The following is a 17,666-nucleotide window of genomic DNA, read 5'->3' as shown; positions in this document are numbered from 1 at the left end:
TATATCCTCCGGGTCAGATGACATCAAAATCAGATAGAACTCCATTTAGACCGGCGCTTTCCGCCTTGTTTTCCGCCTTGTTCAGCGCCGGGCGCAATGGTTCTTTCCTTTCGGCAACGCCGCCCGTCATCTGACCGTATGTCCTCCGGGTCAGATGACATCAAAATCAGATAGAACCATTATAGCACATTTCACCAAATTAACATTGTATTTTCGCGTTATTTTTTGTAAAATGAAATTTGTTATGCGGAAGGAGTTTTATCTATGGTTGAAATAATTGTGCTGGCAATTTACGCGCTGCTCATCTTATACACGTTATCGCAGCTGAATCACTGGCTGAAGCTGATCAGCCACGGCGTCCTGCTCCGGGCGATCGTCGATGTCCTGTACATTCTGTTCGCGCTGCTGCCCATCGGCGGCTGTTACCTGAGCGACGGCACCCTGAAGAACGCGATGACCGGAAACGGCAATATCTGGCTCGGGTTTCTCGTCTATTTCGGAATGTGCCTCGTGTTCTTCCATATCATACGCTTTTTCGTCTGGATTTTTTCACACTCACATCATAAAGACGATCAGGCGACCCGGAAAAAACATCCCTGGGCGGGACTGTTCGTTCTGTTCATGTGCGTTCTGGTCTCCCTTTCACTGACCACCTACGGAACCATCAACGCCCATAAAATCCACACAGTGAAATACAACGTAACACTTTCCAAAAAGACAGCGGCCCGCGGCAAGCTGAAAATCGTGCTGATCTCTGACCTCCACCTGGACACCAACACCTACGAGGAACAGCTTCGCGCGATGGTTCGCGAGATCAACAGACAGAACGCCGATATCGTCGTCATCGCCGGGGACACTTTCTCCGGGTCATACAGTGCAGTCCGCGATCCGGACACCTATGAAACCATCCTGAAGGGAATCAGATCCAGGCAGGGCGTTTACGCTGTCTACGGCAATCACGATGTCGAGGAGAAGCTGCTGTGCGGATTCAACGTCAGCCGGAAGCGTCCGATGCGCAGCGCGGGCATGGAGGAGTTTATGACAAAGGCAGGGATCACTCCGCTGGATGACAAGACCGTATTTATCAACGGCGCGCAGATCGTCGGACGGCTGGACGGCGAGCAGACCGGAACCGATTCCGCGAAACGTGCTTCAATCGCCTCCCTGACCGGTTCTCTGGACACAAAGATGCCGGTTCTGGTAATCGAGCACGAGCCGACGGATTTCAAAAATCTCTCCAGCTGCGGCGTCGACCTGGTGCTGAGCGGTCACACCCATGCCGGACAGTTCTTCCCCTGCACTGTGGCGATGCCGTTCATTTCCCAAAACGCATACGGGCTGAAAAGCATTCACGGCGTCTATTCCATCGTCACCTCTGGCGCGGGATATTACGGGCCTCCGATCCGCATCGGGACACACAGTGAAATCGCGGTTATCAACCTGAATTACTGAGACAAAGAATTTCTGAAAAAAGTCCCCGCGTTCATATGCTGCTTCTCAGGCAGACGTCATATGAATGCGGGGCTTTCATTTTAATGCAAGGTCTTCGTCTTAATGCGAAGTTTCATCTCCATGCGGGGCTTTCATTTTAATGAGTGCTCACCCGATTGCAATCTCCGGATTATCCTTTGTGAGGATATCACGGGCAAAGATCTCCGCGCCCAGAATTTCAGCGCTTTTCTTCTCGAGGCGATCCAGAATCCTCACCAGATCATCGTGACGGGACGGATCCACACTCTCGACAATCAGAAACGCGTTGACCGTATCATTGGTCAGCATGGTGCGCTGCCCGTCTCTCCAGTTCCAGCACCGGCACACTGCGCCCTGATCATCCAGATAGCAGAGCTCTCCCGGAAGAGTCGGATTATTTTCCTCGTCTCCCAGTGCCATGAATTCATCTCCGCCCTCTTCCGAAATCGTCAGCCGCAGGTTTCCGACAAAGGCGTCCAGGTTTTCGCCGCCCACCGGCAGCGCATAAGTCAGAGACGCTGCATTGTAAATATCCACCAGCGGATTGATGCCGCCGACATAATTTCCTTTGTCCACCCGGGCAAGCAGTGCCTCAATCGATGCGCGGTTTCCCTTCTTTTTTTTGAATTTCTGAAACGCCTGCCGCCACACCGCAACCACGGGGTTTTTAGACAAAGGCATCGCCGGAATCCATTTCACCGCTTCTTCGTTCGCCGCCGCAAGATCGTCGCGGATCTCCTCGTGCACATCGTAAACCGCCTCCGTATTATCGACGCCGTTCAGCACCAGGACTCCGATCTCCGCGTCCGGAAACAGTTCCCAGAACGAATTTTCACAAATAAACTTTTTCATTGAATCTACCTCCTGACTGTTCATTCATACTATCATATTTTCATTCCGATGACAATAATCGCAGACCTATGACGCCGACAACGATCAGCGCAATGCAGATCCACTGCGGCAGGCTGACCGTCTCCCTGAACAAAAGCACGCCCAGCACGCTGGTGCCGATGATGCCGATGCCGGTCCAGATGGCGTAGGCCGTCCCAAGCGGCAGATTTTTCAGCGCCAGCGCAAGAAACACCGCGCTCGCGACATAGCTCACCGCGGTTATAACGCTGGGAATCAGCTGTGTGAAGCCTCCCGAAAATTTCATCGCCACCGCCCAGGTAATCTCCAGCGCACCGGCAATTCCGAGTATTATCCATTTCATGTCAATCCTCCTGAAAAAAGCGCCAGTTCCTCATGTCTTCTAAGGCCTAACGACACGAGTTCCTGACGCCTGCAAACTCTCTACCCGGCGGCAGAGTGCAGTGTTCCTGCTTAATTTGTGTTCAGTCATCGGATATGCCTGAAATTTCAATAATACAAAAGCATATCTGATGATCTGCCGGCGCATACCGCCATCGGATTGTGCGCCGCGGCGCTGCTGACAAGCTGTCGTCAGCGCCTGTTAAGTCCGACGTGTACTTAACGAATACACTTATTATACAGCAGCTCCTACTATTCTACAATGTATACATAATTTTGTTTTCTGGGCGCAGCTTTAGGCTGTCCGCCCTCCGCATAACCCAGGATCACATGACCGACGCCTTCATAATCTCCCTCAATTCCAAGAGATTTCAAAAGCGCTTTTCCGTATTCACTTTCAAACTCTTCCTTCGCGCGGAAAATATAGCAGCTGTCAACTCCAAGATCCTTTGCAGCAAGCATCAGCGTCCCCATAACCAGACTTCCGTCATACAGGTATGTCGGTATTTCCCTGTTCGCAAGAACTACCAGAACATCCTTTGCTCCATAAAACGGATCCGTCCCCGGTTTCCCCATAATTTCCGCATTCTGCTTTGAGAGCTCGTCCCGCACCATATCGTTCTTTATCTGAAGAATAATCGGCGACTGCTTCCCCATTCCTGTAGGCGCATACGTCCCGGCTTCAACAATCCGGTCGATGACCTCCTGCGGAACGCGTCTGTCCTGATATTTCCGTACACTTCTTCTTTCTTTGATTACCTGAATCGTATCACTCATGTTCAAACCTCCATTCCTGTATTCAGCGCTCATTCGGTCTGATAGAGGACCGGATGAGTCTTCACTTGTCAATATACGTTATCCATCAATATTCATTATTTGTCAATATCCGCATAGAATTGATGATACAGATTATCGCGACGCCGACGTCAGCGAAAACCGCAGCCCACATATTGGCGATGCCGAGAGCACCGAGGATCAGCACGAGAATTTTCACCGCCAACGCAAACACGATGTTCGCCTTGACGATGCGCAGCGTCCTCCGTGCGATTTCCACGACGCGCGGGATCCTCCGCAGGTCGTCGTCCATCACAACGATATCCGCCGCCTCAATTGCGGCGTCTGAGCCCATGCTCCCCATCGCGAAACCGATATCCGCCCGGGTGAGCACCGGAGCGTCGTTGATTCCGTCTCCGACAAAGCCCAGTTTTTCTTTGTCACCCTGCCTCTCCAGAAGTGACTCGACTGCCTCGACTTTGTCACCGGGAAGAAGCTCCGCATGCACCTCGTCGATACCCAGAGCTTCTGCAGCCTCCCGTGCCGCGGCCTCCCGGTCCCCGGTCAGCATGACGCACTTCTTTACGCCCGCCTGCTTCACCTCGGAAATGGCCTCCGCGGCGCCGGACTTGAGCGTGTCTGAGATAACGATGCTCCCGCGAAAGCTGCCGTCAACCGCCTCGTAAATCACAGTCCCGCCGCTTTCCAGTTCTTCACATTCGATGCCATGCTGACGCATGAGCCGTATATTTCCCAGAAGCACATCCTTTCCGTCCACCTTTACGTGAATTCCGTGTCCGGGAATCTCCTCCGCGTCGCAGACGCGGCTCATGTCCGGCGTTCCGCCGTACGCGGCGCGAATTGATTCGGCGATCGGGTGGCTGGAATAGCCTTCGCTGAGCGCCGCAATCTCCAGCAGTTCTTCCTTTGTCGCAGCGCCCTCGGGATGAACGGACTGCACAGCGAATTCACCCTTTGTTAAAGTCCCCGTTTTATCAAACACCAGCGTCGTCATGTCCGCAACCGCTTCAAGATAGTTGCTGCCCTTGACTAAAACGCCGATCCTGGACGATGCTCCAATTCCTCCGAAAAAGCCCAGCGGCACGGAAATCACCAGCGCGCAAGGACAGGAAATTACCAGAAATACGCAGGCTCTCTGAAGCCAGTCGGAGAATGGAAGTCCAAAGGCCAGCGGAGGAATCACTGCCAGACACGCCGCGCCGATGGTGACAATCGGCGTATAGACTCTGGCGAACCGGGTGATGAAATTTTCGGTCCGTGCCTTCCGGCTTCCTGCGTCCTCTACCATCTCCAGAATCTTGGACACCGTCGAATCCTCAAATTTCTTTGCAGCCTTAATCTTCAGAAGTCCTTCGCCGTTGACGCACCCGCTTATGACGTCATCGCCTTCCCCGGTGCGACGCGGCACAGACTCTCCCGTCAGTGCAGATGTATCGATCATGGAGCTGCCTTCTGTCACAACGCCATCCAGCGGAATGCGCTCTCCGGGCCGCACCACGATCACATCTCCCACCGCGATTTCCTCCGGGTCCACCTGTACCAGCTGCCCGTCCTTCTCAATGTTGACGTATTCCGGACATATCTCCATCAGATCGCTGATCGACTGCCGGCTCTTCCCGACAGCATAACTCTGAAACAGTTCCCCGACCTGATAAAACAGCATTACCGCCAGCGCCTCGTTATATTCCTGCACGCCGAAAGCCCCGAAGGTTGCCACGATCATCAGAAAATTCTCATCGAACACCTCGCCGTGGCTGATGTTCCGCACGGCCTTCCAGAGAATATCATATCCCACAATCAGGTAAGGAACCGCATAGATTCCCAGTGCCAGCCGGCGGTTTTCAGTTACCGCGGCGAGCCGCCCCGTATGATCCAGAATCATCAGCACCGTGAACAAAACAGCGGCAGTGATGATACGGATCAGTGTCTGCTTCTGTTTCTTTGTCATCGCCCTCACCTACATGATAATTTTTGTACCTGCATCCACTTTCTCACAGCACTTCTGCGCCTGCTCCATAATCTCGTCGAAGCGGTCGTCATCTGCATCAATGGTCAGCTTCTGCGTCATGAAATTCAGGCTGGCCTCATGCACTCCCGGAATCTTCCGAATCGCCGCCTCCATCTTCGCTGCACAGTTCGCGCAGTCAACTTCATTCATCTTAAATCTCTTCTTCATGTTTGTCTTCCTTTCCGTCAGTATTGAATTACTGTTTTCCCCATTAATTTAATGCGTGCCCGGCAACAAAATGCGCCTGCTCTAACGCACGCTCACTTTCAAGTCTACTCCAGAACATGCTCCATGCCGTTATTGATAATTGTCTCTACATGCGCATCCGCAATGGAATAATACACAACCTTGCCGTCACGCCTGTTTTTCACAAGATTGGCCTGTTTCAAAACCCTCAGCTGGTGAGAAACCGCAGACTGTGTCATCCCCAGCAGTGCCGCAATATCGCAGACACACATTTCCGCCTGAATCAGAGCACAAAGAATTTTCAGTCTCGTGGAATCGCTGAACACTTTAAAAGTGTCGCTGAGATCCATCAAGGTATCTTCCCGGGGCATGCCGCCGCGAACCTTTCCGACTACCTCTTCATGAATAGTGGTACAGTCACAACGGTCAATATCTTCGATGATTCTGTTACTCACGATTTTCCTCCTTTACTGCTTCCTCTTCCTTCTCTTTTAAATTTTCGCTTCTGAATATAATTCTTAATCTTAATGCGTGCTCAGCTATCGAATATGCTTGAAATATCAATAATACAAAGAGCATATTCGGTAACCAGCCGGCGCACTCTTCCATTGGATGGTGCGCCGGCGCTGCTGACAAACTGCCGTCAGCGCCCATTAAGTCCGACGGGGACTTAATGGACAGGCTAACGCATGAACGCATGAACATTTGAATCATCGTTCAAATGAATTGTACCGCATGCGATGTCGTTTGTCAATACTGATTCGATATTTATCGGCTTGCATAGATTCGAAATTTATCGCCTGCTTAATTCGAAGCTTATTAGTGCCTGATGTCGAAATTTCGCAATTGGTCTTCATCCGAGTTCCGAGCCAGTAGATACACGTTTGGGAATTCGGTACATAAATCAATCCTGCCTGGCGGAATTCACTCACAAAGCCCGACTCGACTTACCTCTGCAACCGATGTCATCAGAGACTGACCGCACTCAATCACTTAGAAGAAGAAATTAGCGAAAATTGTTTTCTTTGATGCACTTCATGAACAAATACACGGACTATTCATCCGGTTTCAGAGAAATTTCTTATTTGACTTTGCCACATTTTTGGATTTTTATCAGAAATGTGGCAGATTCTATGTTAAGGAACCTGTTTATCGACGCAGAGCGCGCGGTTAAGGATGGCTAACCATGTCATTTTCGTCTATTCATACCAGAAACCGGAAAAGTGGCAGCGCAAAAATATACTCGTAGTACATTTACATGTCCGTATCGAGAATATTCGAAATATTCACGTGAAAATTCTGCCACATTTTTCGTTTTTTTTGAGAAATGTGGCAACTCCTATCATTTCGATAGGTTTATGTGCCTGCAGTGCCTTATAAAATTCACCCAGCTATTAACTATTCCCTCGGTTTCGCCCGGCCGGGGGAAAAGCATTTGGCAAGCGTCATCGCTCGGTCTTCCTTTTCCTCCAGTCGAGGAGGACATCGCCTGGCAGGCAGTCAGTCCGACCGGGCACAGGTTATGTCCGGGAACCGGTTCCCGACGGGCTTCTAATATAATCCGACAACGTTTTCCAGCGGTTCTCCGGAAGTCCAGTGCCGCAGGTTCCTGCCCGCAATACGGACGATACGTTCGAAGGTCTCATCCAGATAAAACTGCCCTGCGACATGAGGCGTGATGAAGACATTTTCCATATCCCACAGCGGATCGTCCGCAGGAAGAGGCTCCGGATCGGTCACGTCCAGACCGACGCCGGCAAGATGACCTTCCGACAGAACTTTTTTAAGCGCAGCGGAATCGACAGCATTGCCGCGGCCCACATTGACCAGATAGCTGCCTTTTTTCATCATGCGCAGTCGGCGCTCATCCATTATTCCCCGGGTTTCTTCACCGCCGGGGAGAACCATCGCAACAAAATCAGCCCGTCCCAGAACGCTGTCCAGTTCATCTGTTGTGCAGACCTCGTCTACACAGTCGGGTTTGGGCCCGCAGCTTCTGCGAACGCCAATCACAGTGGCCGCTCCCAGTCCTTTTATTTTGTGAGCAAAGGATGATCCGATATCGCCGAGGCCCAGGACCAGGACGGTCGAACCTTCAATAGAGACTATGTGCGTATTAGCCTCCCAGATGTGCTCCGCCTGCTTGCGGTGATATTCACCAAAATGCCGGATCATATCGAACAGCATGCCGATCATATGCTCTGAGACCGCAATGCTGTATGCGCCGCGGGCACAGCAGATCTGCCAGTGGTCGGCGGCCCTGCGGGCCGCCACATATTCGTCCGCGCCCGCCGTGTTCAGCTGAATCCACTGCAGTGCGGGCGCGGCGGCTGCCGCCGTTGGGCGGATGTTCCCAATCACAACACTGACATCCTCCAAGTCCGAATCGACTACAAGTTCTTTAGGCTTATAGATAAATTCGCACTCCGGTGCGCAGGATTCCAGGAATTTTCGGTGACGCGCATTGACCGGAAGTCCGACGAGTACGCGGGCACCGGCGGTCGCCGAACCTGCCGATGCCGGGGCTGCCGTCGGCGTCGCGGTGGTCGGCGGCGTCGTTGCTGTTGTCGGCGGGGCTGAAAGCCCGGTCGGTTTTCTTTTGTTCATGGCTCAGTCCTTCTTCAGCGCCACTGTTCCGGTTCTCTGAATATCCTTGATTCCAAAGGGGCGAACCAGCTCGATGAAATTCTCCACCTCGTCGGGGGCGGCGTGCATTTCGATGATCATGTTTTTCGGGCTCATGTGAACGATTCTGGCCTTATTAATCAGACAGATCTCAAGAAGCGAGCTGCGGTTCGTTGCAGAATAGGAAACCTTTATCAGCATCATTTCCATGCAGACACACTGGTTTTCCTCGAGACGCCGCACCTTGATGACGTCCAGTTTTTTGTTCAGCTGCTTCTCCACCTGATCGATGGTGCGTTCACTGCCGGTGGAAACGATCGTCATGCTGGAAACGTCGTGGCGCTCCGTTTCTCCTACCGCAAGCGAATCAATATTGAACCCGCGCCGGGCGAACAGTCCGGAAATCTGGGAAAGTACGCCGGCCTGGTTCTCTACCAGTACAGAAAATATTCCTTTCATCGCGACCTCCTATTTCACGTTGTTCTCGTCATCGACTTCGGCGACCATCAGGCAGGGCTCATTCATCGAAAGGAATTTCTCCACCTGCTGTTCCACCTCACTGTTGTTCTCAATATGCAGATATTCCATATCATATGCCTCGGCGATTTTGTCATAGCGGGGAAGATCGTAGAGGCTGATTCCCTCATATCTGGATTTATAGGTGTTCATCTGATACTCGCGAACCAGGCCCAGCACACGGTTTCTGACGATGACCACCTTCAGGGGCACATCGTTGACCCGGGCCGTCGCCAGCTCATTCATGCTCATCTGGAAAGCACCGTCGCCGCAGACCGCGACAACCTGCCGGTCAGGCGCGCACATTTTGGCGCCGATGGCGGCCGCAACCGAATATCCCATGGTTCCCATGCCGCCGGTAGTCAGAAAACGTCCCTTTTTCATGACATAATTATCCGCGGACCAGAGCTGATTCTGGCCGACGTCGGCGACGTAAATCGCATCCTCGTCCATCTTCTCCGACAAAGTCTGAACCAGAAGGTTCGGATTCACCAGCTCGCTGCTGAACACGCGGGTGTCCACGGTCCCATGCTTGATGTCCTCCAGTTCTCTCACCCATTCGGCGGTATCGATGTGGATGTCCTCCTTCAGAAGCTGGCTGAAAATATCCCGGACATCGCCCACCAGCGGAAGCGTCGGTCCGAGATTTTTTCCGATTTCCGCCGTGTCGATATCGATGTGAATGATCTTCAGTTTGTTTTCCAGGTTCTTCGGTTTCGCTACGGCGCGGTCCGCCACCCGGGCGCCCACGATGATCAGAAGATCGCTTTTGCTGACCGCCTTGTTCGCATATGGTTTCCCGTTGTTGCCCAGCATACCGAAATACAGCGGGTGGTTCTTGGGCATCACGCCCATTCCCATCATGGTATGGACCAGCGGGATCTGATTTTTTTCACAAAACCTGGTCACCTGCTCCTCGCCGTTGCCCAGAATCACACCGCCGCCGGCACAGATCAGCGGATGCTTCGATTTGTTGATGGCCGCCACCACCTTCCGCATCTGCTGGCGGTTTCCACCGGCGCTGGGCGGCTTGTAGCCGCGAATCCGGACCTCAATATCACTGTAATTAAATTCCTTTGTCATCGTCGCCCGCTGAATATCCACCGGAATATCGATAAGAACCGGACCCTTTCGCCCTGTATTGGCGATATAAAAGGCTTCCTTGAAAATCCGCGGGATGTCATTTACATTGCTGACCAGATAACGGTATTTGGTAAAGGACTCTGTCGCGCCTGTGATATCTGCCTCCTGAAAAACGTCACGTCCCAGAAGGCTGCTGTCCACCTGCCCGGTAATCGCGATAATCGGAATACTGTCCGCATAGGCCGTCGCCAGAGCGGTAATCAGATTGGTCGCGCCCGGCCCGGAGGTCGTGACGCAGACTGCCGGCCTGCGGGAGATCCGGGCCATTCCGCTCGCGGCGTGCCCTGCCGACTGCTCCCCCCTGACCAGTACATGTTCAATTTCAGAATCATGCAAGCCGTCGTAAAACGGCGCAATTGCAACGCCCGGATAGCCGAACACCGTTTTGATGCCCTCCTCCTCCAGACATTTCACCATTGCCTGTGCTCCACTTAACATTTTGTCACCTCGTTTATATTAATTCATCAAGCATCTGCCCGACTGTTTTCTGTCTTTTCGGATCGTACCACTCCGGTTCAATCTCCGCAATCGGCTTCAGTACAAACTCACGATTGTGAAGATCCGGATGGGGGACGCGGAGGTCATCGTCATCGATGATCTGATCTCCGTAGTAAATAATATCGAGATCGATGGTTCTGGGTCCCCAGTGAATGGTCCGTACTCTTCCCAGCTCCGCCTCAATCGTCAGAAGCTCCGCCAGCAGGCGATGGGGAGAAAGCCCTGTTTCAATCTCCAGAACCATGTTCAGAAAATTATCCTGATCTGTATACCCGTATGCCTCTGTCTCCATTATTGATGAGGCCTTTGTGATATGGCCCGCTCTTCCCTCGATTTCCTCCCAGGCCCGGCGCAGATACATCTCCCGATCCCCCATGTTGGAACCCAGCGCGATGATTGCGGTAGTCGCAGGCTGTTTTGCCGCGGCTGTCCCGGCCGTCGCGGACTGTTTTACCTCCGCGGATGTCCCGGCCGTCGCAGGCTGCTTTGCCTCCGCGGCTGTCCCGGCCGTCGCGGGCTGCTTTGTCATCCCGGCAGACATCTTCATCGCAGCGCCTCCATCATGCGGACCGCGTCATAGTTCTCCTTCACGTCATGGACCCTCGCCATCTCGATGCCGTGCATCTGCCCGTACAAAGTCACCGCAATGGTTCCGTACAGCCGGTCCGCCGGATCCTTTTCGTCCAGCAGCGCGCCGATGAAGGTTTTCCGCGACACCGCCAGAAGCTGCGGACAGTTCAGATCCGCGAAACGGTCTATATTCCGCAGCAGCGTCATATTATGCTCGAAGGTTTTGCCGAATCCGATTCCGAGATCGATGATGATTTTCTCCCGGGAAATTCCTGAAGCCACAGCGTAGTCGATCTGCCGCTGCAGATAATCGTGTACCTCCTGCACAACGTCATCGTAGTGCGGATCATTCTGCATCACATCCGGTCTGCCTCCGGTGTGCATCAGAATCACCGGAACGCCGGTTTTCGCCGCCACCGCCGCCATGTTTTCGTCAAAGGTCAGTCCGCTGATATCGTTAATGATGTCCACGCCGGCAGCAACGGCCGCTTCGGCGGTTTCCGCGTTATATGTATCCACTGACAGCAGAACCTCCGGATGTCTCCTCCGGATCCCTTCAATCACAGGGCAGACCCGGCCGATTTCCTCCCGGATCTCCACCTTCTCCGCACCGGGGCGGGTCGATTCTCCGCCCACATCGATAAACGACGCGCCTTCCTGAATCAGACGGTCCGCCCGTTCCACAGCCGCCTGTGTGTCTGCCGTTCTGGAGCCTGCGAAAAAAGAATCCGGCGTGACATTGATGATCCCCATCATCTCCATGTGCGCGAATTCCTTTCTCTCTCCGTTCTTTAAAAGAAAATGTTTCATAATGCTCCTGTCATATCTCCTCTCCGCCGGTAACCATCGCGTAGGCGGAATGGTTGTGGATGCTCTCCAGGCTTTCCACCTCGATGCAGTATTCCTTCACATCCCGCATTCTGTCCACACGGAGCTTGGCCTCCCTGCACACATCCTCCACGAACCGGGGATTATCGTAGGCGTGTTCCGTCACATATTTCTCATCCGGCCGCTTCAGCAGAGAATACACCGGCGAGCTTGCGCTCTGTTCCGCGATCTCCACCAGGTCCTCAATCCACATGAACTTCTTGCGGCGAATCTGAATCGAAACATTGGCGCGCTGATTGTGCGCCGAATACTCCGAAATTTCCTTGGAGCAGGGACAAAGAGTCGTCACCGGCGTGATCACCTTCATGTCGAACTCAAAATCATTGCCCTCCAGACTCGCACTGTATTCCACCTGGACATTGATGAAGGAGGCCAGCCGCGTGACCGGCGATTCCTTTTCAATAAAATAATCAAACTTCATCCGCACAAAGCTGCTCCGGGATTCCAGACGCTGCTGAATGCTTTCCAGGATATTTCTCATGTGCTTCAGGTCCATCCGCCGATTCTCCTGGATCATATCGACGAAACGGGACATATGTGTGCCCCGCAGGCTGGCGTCGAGCCCCACCAGCAGACTGATGTCCGCCGCGGTACTGAGCCATTCTCCGTTTTTGTTGCAGATCTCCATCGGCATCCGGAAATCCTTGATCCCCACCTGATTCAGATAGATCTGTCTCCGGTCCGGCTGATTCTGTACGTCCTTCATGCTTCCTCTCCGTGATAAATAATCCCTGATGTCTTTGTCTCCCATACCTGGATCTCACAGAGATGCGCGTTCTCTGTCTTCACCAGCGGGGCCAGCCTGTTCCAGACGTACACTGCGATGTTTTCCGCCGTCGGCTGCTCGATGAATTCATTGATATAGTGATGATCAAATTCATTCAGAATGTGTTCCTTCACGAGGTTTTTCAGATCCACAAAGTCATAGATCATATCCTCCGGTCCCCGGGTTCCTTCCAGCTTTACGACCAGCTTGTAGGTATGCCCGTGCAGGCGCTCGCACTTCCCGTGATAATTGATCAGATTATGTGCCGCGTCAAATTCAAATTCCTTTACTAAAATCATTCGTCATTCTCCAAAGCTTTTTTCCTTGCTACCCATTTTACTATAGCGTCTCCCCTTTGTCCAACCTATATTTTACAATTCAGTGCACGCCGGGAAATTACGGCTCACAGATTTTACAGGGGTCATAGCCTTTTCGAATCAGACTCTTGCGGCTGGTCTTCACCTTCTTCCGGTTGGAGGGCTTCATCCTCTTAACAGCACTGCAGCTGGGATAATGAAATTTTTTCGTGTTCTCGTTCAGGATGTAGGTCCTTTTGGCGTTGCTGTGACTGCTGCCGCCAGGATTCTCTCCGGCGGCGGCGTTCTTCGCGCGCACCCTGCCGGTTGCGTAATCAATTTTGTACCCGTCCATGACGTTGAACACATAGACATTATACTGCAATCCCGCATTCTCCACGGACCTGGCCTCCATGTGAACGCCTCTGGCCACGAGCTCGTTCCCCTTGAAAACCGGCGTCACCCGGTAGAGAACATGATTTCCGGTCTGACGGACATAGTTCAGCACCTGTTCCTCGAAAATCCACATACCGCCGCTCACGTTCATCTGCGCGGATCCGGTGATGAGGTTCCGGGGATTGGCGTTGCCCCCTCCGAGGCTGAAAGCCAGCAGGTGACACCGCTGCCAGCCCTGTCCGCTGACCCATCCGGTGGGATGTACCGAGCTGATATCGCCGCGTTCCTCTCTGGGCAGCGTCTCAGAGGACACACTGGCGGTCACCGCCGTACAGCGGCCTCTGTCATCCAGCTTACCGAACGTGATATACGCGTTCCGGGCCCGGGTCACCTGAGCGTCTGAGAAAGCCGGTTTATTGCCGTGCAGCACCGCATAGCCCTTTCCTTTGTACTCCATATTGGCCAGCGAACGGACGAACCTCTTCGTGACCGTCCTGCTGTATCCGGAACGGCTTCCTTTTCTGTACGCGCGTACCCGGAAGGTGTAGGTTTTCCCGGACTTCGCTTTTTTATATACAAATTTATTTGCGGAGGCCGTGCCGGCTTTTTTGTATTTCCCTCCGGTTTTCACATAAATCCGGAAGGTGGTTTTTTTCGCCGGTTTCTTCCATGTCAGGCGGATTCCGCTGTACAGATTCGCCGCCTTCACCTTTGTCGGCGCCGCGACACCCGACGCAGCGCTGACCGCTGCCGGATCCGTTCCCGCAAGCGACAGCGCTGTAAGGACGGCAATAATCAGCGTCAGTATTCTTTTCAGATATACAGTTCTCACATTCACAATCTTTTCCTCATTCTTTCAGTCTTTTCTCTTTCTCCGATAGCGTTCTTTTCCGATGGCGTTCCTTCACAGAAGGCCCTTGCACAGTTCTTCAATCCACTCTCTGCGGGCAAGGGCGGCAACCCAGTCGGACGGAATTGCGTCAAACCCGTACCAGACGCCGGCCAGTCCTCCCGCCACCGCTGCGACGGTATCCGTGTCCTCTCCCAGATTCACCGCCTTCAGCACACAGTCCCGATAGCTTTCCGTATTCAGAAAACACCAGACCGCAGCCTCCAGCGTATCCACCACATAACCCGAGCTCCGGATCTCCGATTCCGGCAAATCCGCCAGAGCCTTCAGATCCGCCATCCGCCGGTAGGTGCCCGTTTCCTCTGCAAACGGAGAATTGCGGTAATCCTCCAGCGCTCCGGAAACCGCGGCAGCCGCCAGGTTCATTTTGTTCCCCGTCATCGCGTCGATGAGCGCCGCCGCAAGCCGGGCGTAGATCCCGCAGGCAGCCATGCAGCGCGGATGCCTGTGCGTCAATGCGGAAGCGTTATGAATTCCGGTGAGATCACTGATTTTCCGGTCGCCGTCCCTAATCGCCACAAGCACAAAGGGCATAATCCTCATCAGTGAGCCGTTGCCGTTGTCCCGTTCTCCCGTTCCGCCGCATTCCAGAGGCGGCGTACCGTCCAGATACCGGTTAATCGCCCGCCGCGTCGCTTCGCCCATGTCAAAGGTCTCCCGGTACGGCGTATAATCACCCTTCTGCGCCCAGGCCGCAAACCGTTTCATGATCTCCCCGTAATCCACGCCTGCGGACAGGCTGTCCAGCGCCGCCAGCGTCATACTGGAGTCATCCGACCATGTTCCCTTCGGCTGGTTATACGTCCCGTATTCCCGCATTCCCGTAACAGGATCTCTGCGCCGGTCCTCACGGACGCTGAACTCCACCGGAACGCCCAGCGCATCCGCCGTGACCACGCCGAAAATCGCGGATTTAACATCGTAGGCCGTCATATTGTTAAACTGCATTGCCATTGTTTCTTTCTCCCTGTCTGTTCTGTCTTCTCATTTTTCTTTTTCGCTTTCCTGCTTACGGTGTTCTTCCTTCCATTCCTTGATCTGCTCGTACCGCTCTTTGTATCTGGCCTCCAGCCCCTGCTCTGTAGGATGGTAATATTCCTTTCCGATCAGAGAATCCGGCATGCACTGCAGCGTCGTTATCTTTTCCTTGTAGTCGTGAGCATATTTGTATCCCGCACCGTATTTCAGCTCCTTCATGAGCTTCGTGGGCGCGTTGCGGATCTGCAGGGGAACCGGCTCCGCCAGACTTTTCAGAGCGTCTGCCTTCGCCTCATTATACGCCTGCTCCATGGCGTTTGACTTCGGGGACAAAGCACAATACACCACGGCGTGGGTCAGGTGCACGGAGCATTCGGGCATACCGATCAGCCGGCAGGCCTGAAACGCCGCGACGCAGACCTCCAGTGCCCGGGAATCCGCCATCCCGATATCCTCGCTGGCGAATCTGGTGACGCGCCGCGCGACATAAATCGGATCCTCTCCGGCCTCCAGCATCCTCGCCAGCCAGTAAACCGCCGCGTCCGGATCGGAATTGCGCATGGACTTATGCAGCGCGGAAATGAGATTGTAGTGCTCTTCTCCGTCCTTGTCATACAGCAGCGACTTTCTCGACGTACACTGCTCCACGGTTTCCTCCGTCACCGTGATCGTGTCGCCGTCAACATCACCGTTCAGAACGACCATCTCCAGCGTAGAAAGAGCATTTCTCGCGTCTCCGTTGGAAAAGGCGGCAATTGCTTCCAGATAGTCTTTGTTCATCACCACATGCTGGTCGCCGAAGCCTCTGGGATCCTCCAGCGCTCTCTGCAGAAGCTCCGTAATGTCCTCCTGCGTCAGCTGCTGGAGCACAAACACCTTGCAGCGCGAAAGGAGCGCGCCGTTCACCTCGAAGGACGGATTTTCCGTGGTTGCGCCGATGAGCGTGATGGCACCCTTCTCTACAAAAGGCAGAAACGCATCCTGCTGCGCTTTGTTAAAGCGGTGGATCTCGTCCACGAAGACGATGGTCTTCTCTCCGTAAAAGCGGTTTTCATCCGCCTGCTTCATAATGCCGCGAATCTCCTTGATCCCGCTGGTCACCGCGGAAAACTCGATGAAGGAGGACCGGGTGCGATGAGCGATAATCTTGGCCAGAGTCGTCTTGCCTACGCCGGGCGGTCCCCAGAAAATCATGGAAGAGACCTGATCTCCCTCAATCAGGCGGCGCAGAATCTTTCCTTTCCCGAGGAGATGGCTCTGTCCCACGAACTCATCCAGGTCCCGGGGGCGGAGCCGGTCGGCCAGCGGCTGGTTGACCGACGTATTGTTAAAAAAAGTCTGTTGTTCCATATTTCTTCTCCCGCGTATAGTATAGCACAAAAAAGGAGTTTCTGTTTGATGTTGCGGCATAAATCGAGTATAATCAGTTTAACAGGAAAGGAGCTGAAATCTATGGCAAACGATGTAATCTTCACAAACGAAGTAATTCTTCAGTGGCTGCAGTATTTTGCGGAAAACACCCCCATCGATCTGGAGCAGATCAAGATGATGGATGTGACAAAAAAGAACAAGAATCTCATTCCCACTGTGGAGTCGCATAAAGCGGTTCTGGCCTTCATGGAGGCCGGCGATACAGAAATTTTCTATCATATGTGGAACGCGGGTCTGGGCGGCTGCGAGGTCTGGTACAACGAGGGTTCCGATCCGACAGGCCCCATCAAGCACGACGATGTGCGCTTCATGATCGACCGCGGGATCAACGCCTCCGCCGGCATGCTGGTGGTCAACCCGAACGCCGTCAGCACCTACAAAAGCGGGCTGGGCGACCTTTCGGTCCGTTCTTCCTCCAGTCAGGTGGGGTCAGAGCTGCGCAACATTATTCTCAGCAAGATGCATATCGACGCCGAGGACACCGTCTGCGTCGTGGGCGGCGAGATTATCGCCATCGACGCGGCCTTCCAGGCGAACGAGGGAACGGTCATCGCCGTGGAATACAACCACAAACAGAGAGAGGCGCTGGAAGATAATATCGACTACTTCGACCTGCGCAATGTACGGATTGTGGATCATGTGGACAAGGAAACTCTTGCCTCATGTCCGGTGCCTGACATCGCCTTCATCGTCGCCTCCGCAAGTATGGAGCAGGAGATTCAGTGTCTTATGGAGCTGAACCCCCATATCATTCTGGTGGTCTACACACTGGATTTTGTGGAAGCCGGTCAGCTCAAAAATGTGTTTGAGGCGCACGGGATCAAAGACCCGGAGGTTCTGCAGGTCGCCATCTCCAGACTGGGCCCCAAGAACACCTTCGAGATTGAACCTGCGCCCTGGATCGTCTCCGGACGCAGAGAAAAGGAATAGTGTTTCCTC

The 17,666-nt window shown here is 53.5% G+C and carries 18 protein-coding genes; 2 read left to right on the top strand and 16 right to left on the bottom strand.

Features of this window, described 5'->3' with window-relative positions:
• The first annotated feature begins 264 nt into the window (after nucleotides 1-264).
• Complete coding sequence (locus tag BHK98_RS12270; RefSeq protein ID WP_075714612.1) at nucleotides 265-1,452, top strand: metallophosphoesterase; 1,188 nt, start codon at nucleotides 265-267, stop codon at nucleotides 1,450-1,452.
• A 147-nt stretch (nucleotides 1,453-1,599) separates the two neighbouring features.
• Here the strand turns inward: BHK98_RS12270 and BHK98_RS12265 are convergent, their stop codons facing one another.
• The 16 genes from BHK98_RS12265 to BHK98_RS12190 all read right to left on the bottom strand — a co-directional run bounded on the left by BHK98_RS12265 (nucleotide 1,600) and on the right by BHK98_RS12190 (nucleotide 16,646).
• Nucleotides 1,600-2,322 carry a B3/B4 domain-containing protein gene (locus BHK98_RS12265; protein ID WP_075714610.1) on the bottom strand — a complete coding sequence of 241 codons (723 nt, stop codon included), beginning with the start codon at nucleotides 2,320-2,322 and terminating at the stop codon, nucleotides 1,600-1,602.
• Between the two features lie 40 nt (nucleotides 2,323-2,362).
• A complete protein-coding gene (locus tag BHK98_RS12260) occupies nucleotides 2,363-2,683 on the bottom strand; it encodes a DMT family transporter (RefSeq protein ID WP_075714608.1) in 321 nt (106 codons plus the stop codon).
• Nucleotides 2,684-2,973: 290 nt separating this feature from the next.
• A complete protein-coding gene (locus tag BHK98_RS12255; RefSeq protein WP_075714606.1) occupies nucleotides 2,974-3,498 on the bottom strand; it encodes a nitroreductase in 525 nt (174 codons plus the stop codon).
• An 85-nt stretch (nucleotides 3,499-3,583) separates the two neighbouring features.
• Complete coding sequence (locus tag BHK98_RS12250; protein ID WP_075714604.1) at nucleotides 3,584-5,464, bottom strand: heavy metal translocating P-type ATPase; 1,881 nt, start codon at nucleotides 5,462-5,464, stop codon at nucleotides 3,584-3,586.
• A gap of 9 nt (nucleotides 5,465-5,473) precedes the next feature.
• On the bottom strand, nucleotides 5,474-5,692 hold the full coding sequence (locus BHK98_RS12245) for a cation transporter (protein WP_075714602.1): 219 nt from the start codon (nucleotides 5,690-5,692) through the stop codon (nucleotides 5,474-5,476).
• 104 nt (nucleotides 5,693-5,796) lie between these two features.
• Nucleotides 5,797-6,153 (bottom strand): ArsR/SmtB family transcription factor, encoded by a 357-nt coding sequence (locus tag BHK98_RS12240; protein WP_465250960.1) that lies wholly within the window; start codon nucleotides 6,151-6,153, stop codon nucleotides 5,797-5,799.
• Between the two features lie 1,108 nt (nucleotides 6,154-7,261).
• A complete protein-coding gene (locus BHK98_RS12235; RefSeq protein WP_083628306.1) occupies nucleotides 7,262-8,317 on the bottom strand; it encodes a D-2-hydroxyacid dehydrogenase in 1,056 nt (351 codons plus the stop codon).
• Between the two features lie 3 nt (nucleotides 8,318-8,320).
• Nucleotides 8,321-8,794: an acetolactate synthase small subunit gene (ilvN, locus tag BHK98_RS12230; protein WP_075714598.1), complete on the bottom strand. Its 474-nt coding sequence runs from the start codon at nucleotides 8,792-8,794 to the stop codon at nucleotides 8,321-8,323.
• A 9-nt stretch (nucleotides 8,795-8,803) separates the two neighbouring features.
• Nucleotides 8,804-10,432, bottom strand: a complete 1,629-nt coding sequence (gene ilvB, locus BHK98_RS12225) for a biosynthetic-type acetolactate synthase large subunit (RefSeq protein WP_075714596.1) — start codon at nucleotides 10,430-10,432, stop codon at nucleotides 8,804-8,806.
• A gap of 13 nt (nucleotides 10,433-10,445) precedes the next feature.
• Complete coding sequence (gene folK / locus BHK98_RS12220) at nucleotides 10,446-11,039, bottom strand: 2-amino-4-hydroxy-6-hydroxymethyldihydropteridine diphosphokinase (RefSeq protein ID WP_245796895.1); 594 nt, start codon at nucleotides 11,037-11,039, stop codon at nucleotides 10,446-10,448.
• Nucleotides 11,036-11,872, bottom strand: a complete 837-nt coding sequence (gene folP / locus BHK98_RS12215) for a dihydropteroate synthase (RefSeq protein WP_075714594.1) — start codon at nucleotides 11,870-11,872, stop codon at nucleotides 11,036-11,038. The genes folK and folP overlap by 4 nt, the downstream gene beginning before the upstream one ends.
• Before the next feature lie 10 nt (nucleotides 11,873-11,882).
• Nucleotides 11,883-12,656 (bottom strand): GTP cyclohydrolase FolE2, encoded by a 774-nt coding sequence (gene folE2, locus BHK98_RS12210; protein WP_075714593.1) that lies wholly within the window; start codon nucleotides 12,654-12,656, stop codon nucleotides 11,883-11,885.
• Nucleotides 12,653-13,015, bottom strand: a complete 363-nt coding sequence (queD, locus tag BHK98_RS12205) for a 6-carboxytetrahydropterin synthase QueD (RefSeq protein WP_075714591.1) — start codon at nucleotides 13,013-13,015, stop codon at nucleotides 12,653-12,655. Before queD ends, folE2 begins: the two co-directional genes overlap by 4 nt.
• Nucleotides 13,016-13,112: 97 nt before the next feature.
• Complete coding sequence (locus tag BHK98_RS12200; RefSeq protein WP_083628304.1) at nucleotides 13,113-14,246, bottom strand: DNA/RNA non-specific endonuclease; 1,134 nt, start codon at nucleotides 14,244-14,246, stop codon at nucleotides 13,113-13,115.
• 66 nt (nucleotides 14,247-14,312) lie between these two features.
• Nucleotides 14,313-15,272, bottom strand: coding sequence for an ADP-ribosylglycohydrolase family protein (locus tag BHK98_RS12195; RefSeq protein WP_245796893.1), 960 nt, complete (start codon nucleotides 15,270-15,272; stop codon nucleotides 14,313-14,315).
• A 30-nt stretch (nucleotides 15,273-15,302) separates the two neighbouring features.
• On the bottom strand, nucleotides 15,303-16,646 hold the full coding sequence (locus tag BHK98_RS12190; RefSeq protein WP_075714589.1) for a replication-associated recombination protein A: 1,344 nt from the start codon (nucleotides 16,644-16,646) through the stop codon (nucleotides 15,303-15,305).
• Nucleotides 16,647-16,748: 102 nt separating this feature from the next.
• On the opposite strand from BHK98_RS12190, the gene BHK98_RS12185 reads away from it, so the two are divergent.
• Entirely contained in the window at nucleotides 16,749-17,657 is a 909-nt protein-coding gene (locus tag BHK98_RS12185; protein WP_075714587.1) for a precorrin-6B methylase, read from the top strand.
• The last annotated feature ends 9 nt before the right edge of the window (nucleotides 17,658-17,666 follow it).

The organism is Hornefia porci (genome assembly GCF_001940235.1).
GTDB lineage: Bacteria > Bacillota > Clostridia > Peptostreptococcales > Anaerovoracaceae > Aminicella > Aminicella porci.
This window is presented reverse-complemented; position numbering and strand designations above follow the sequence as displayed.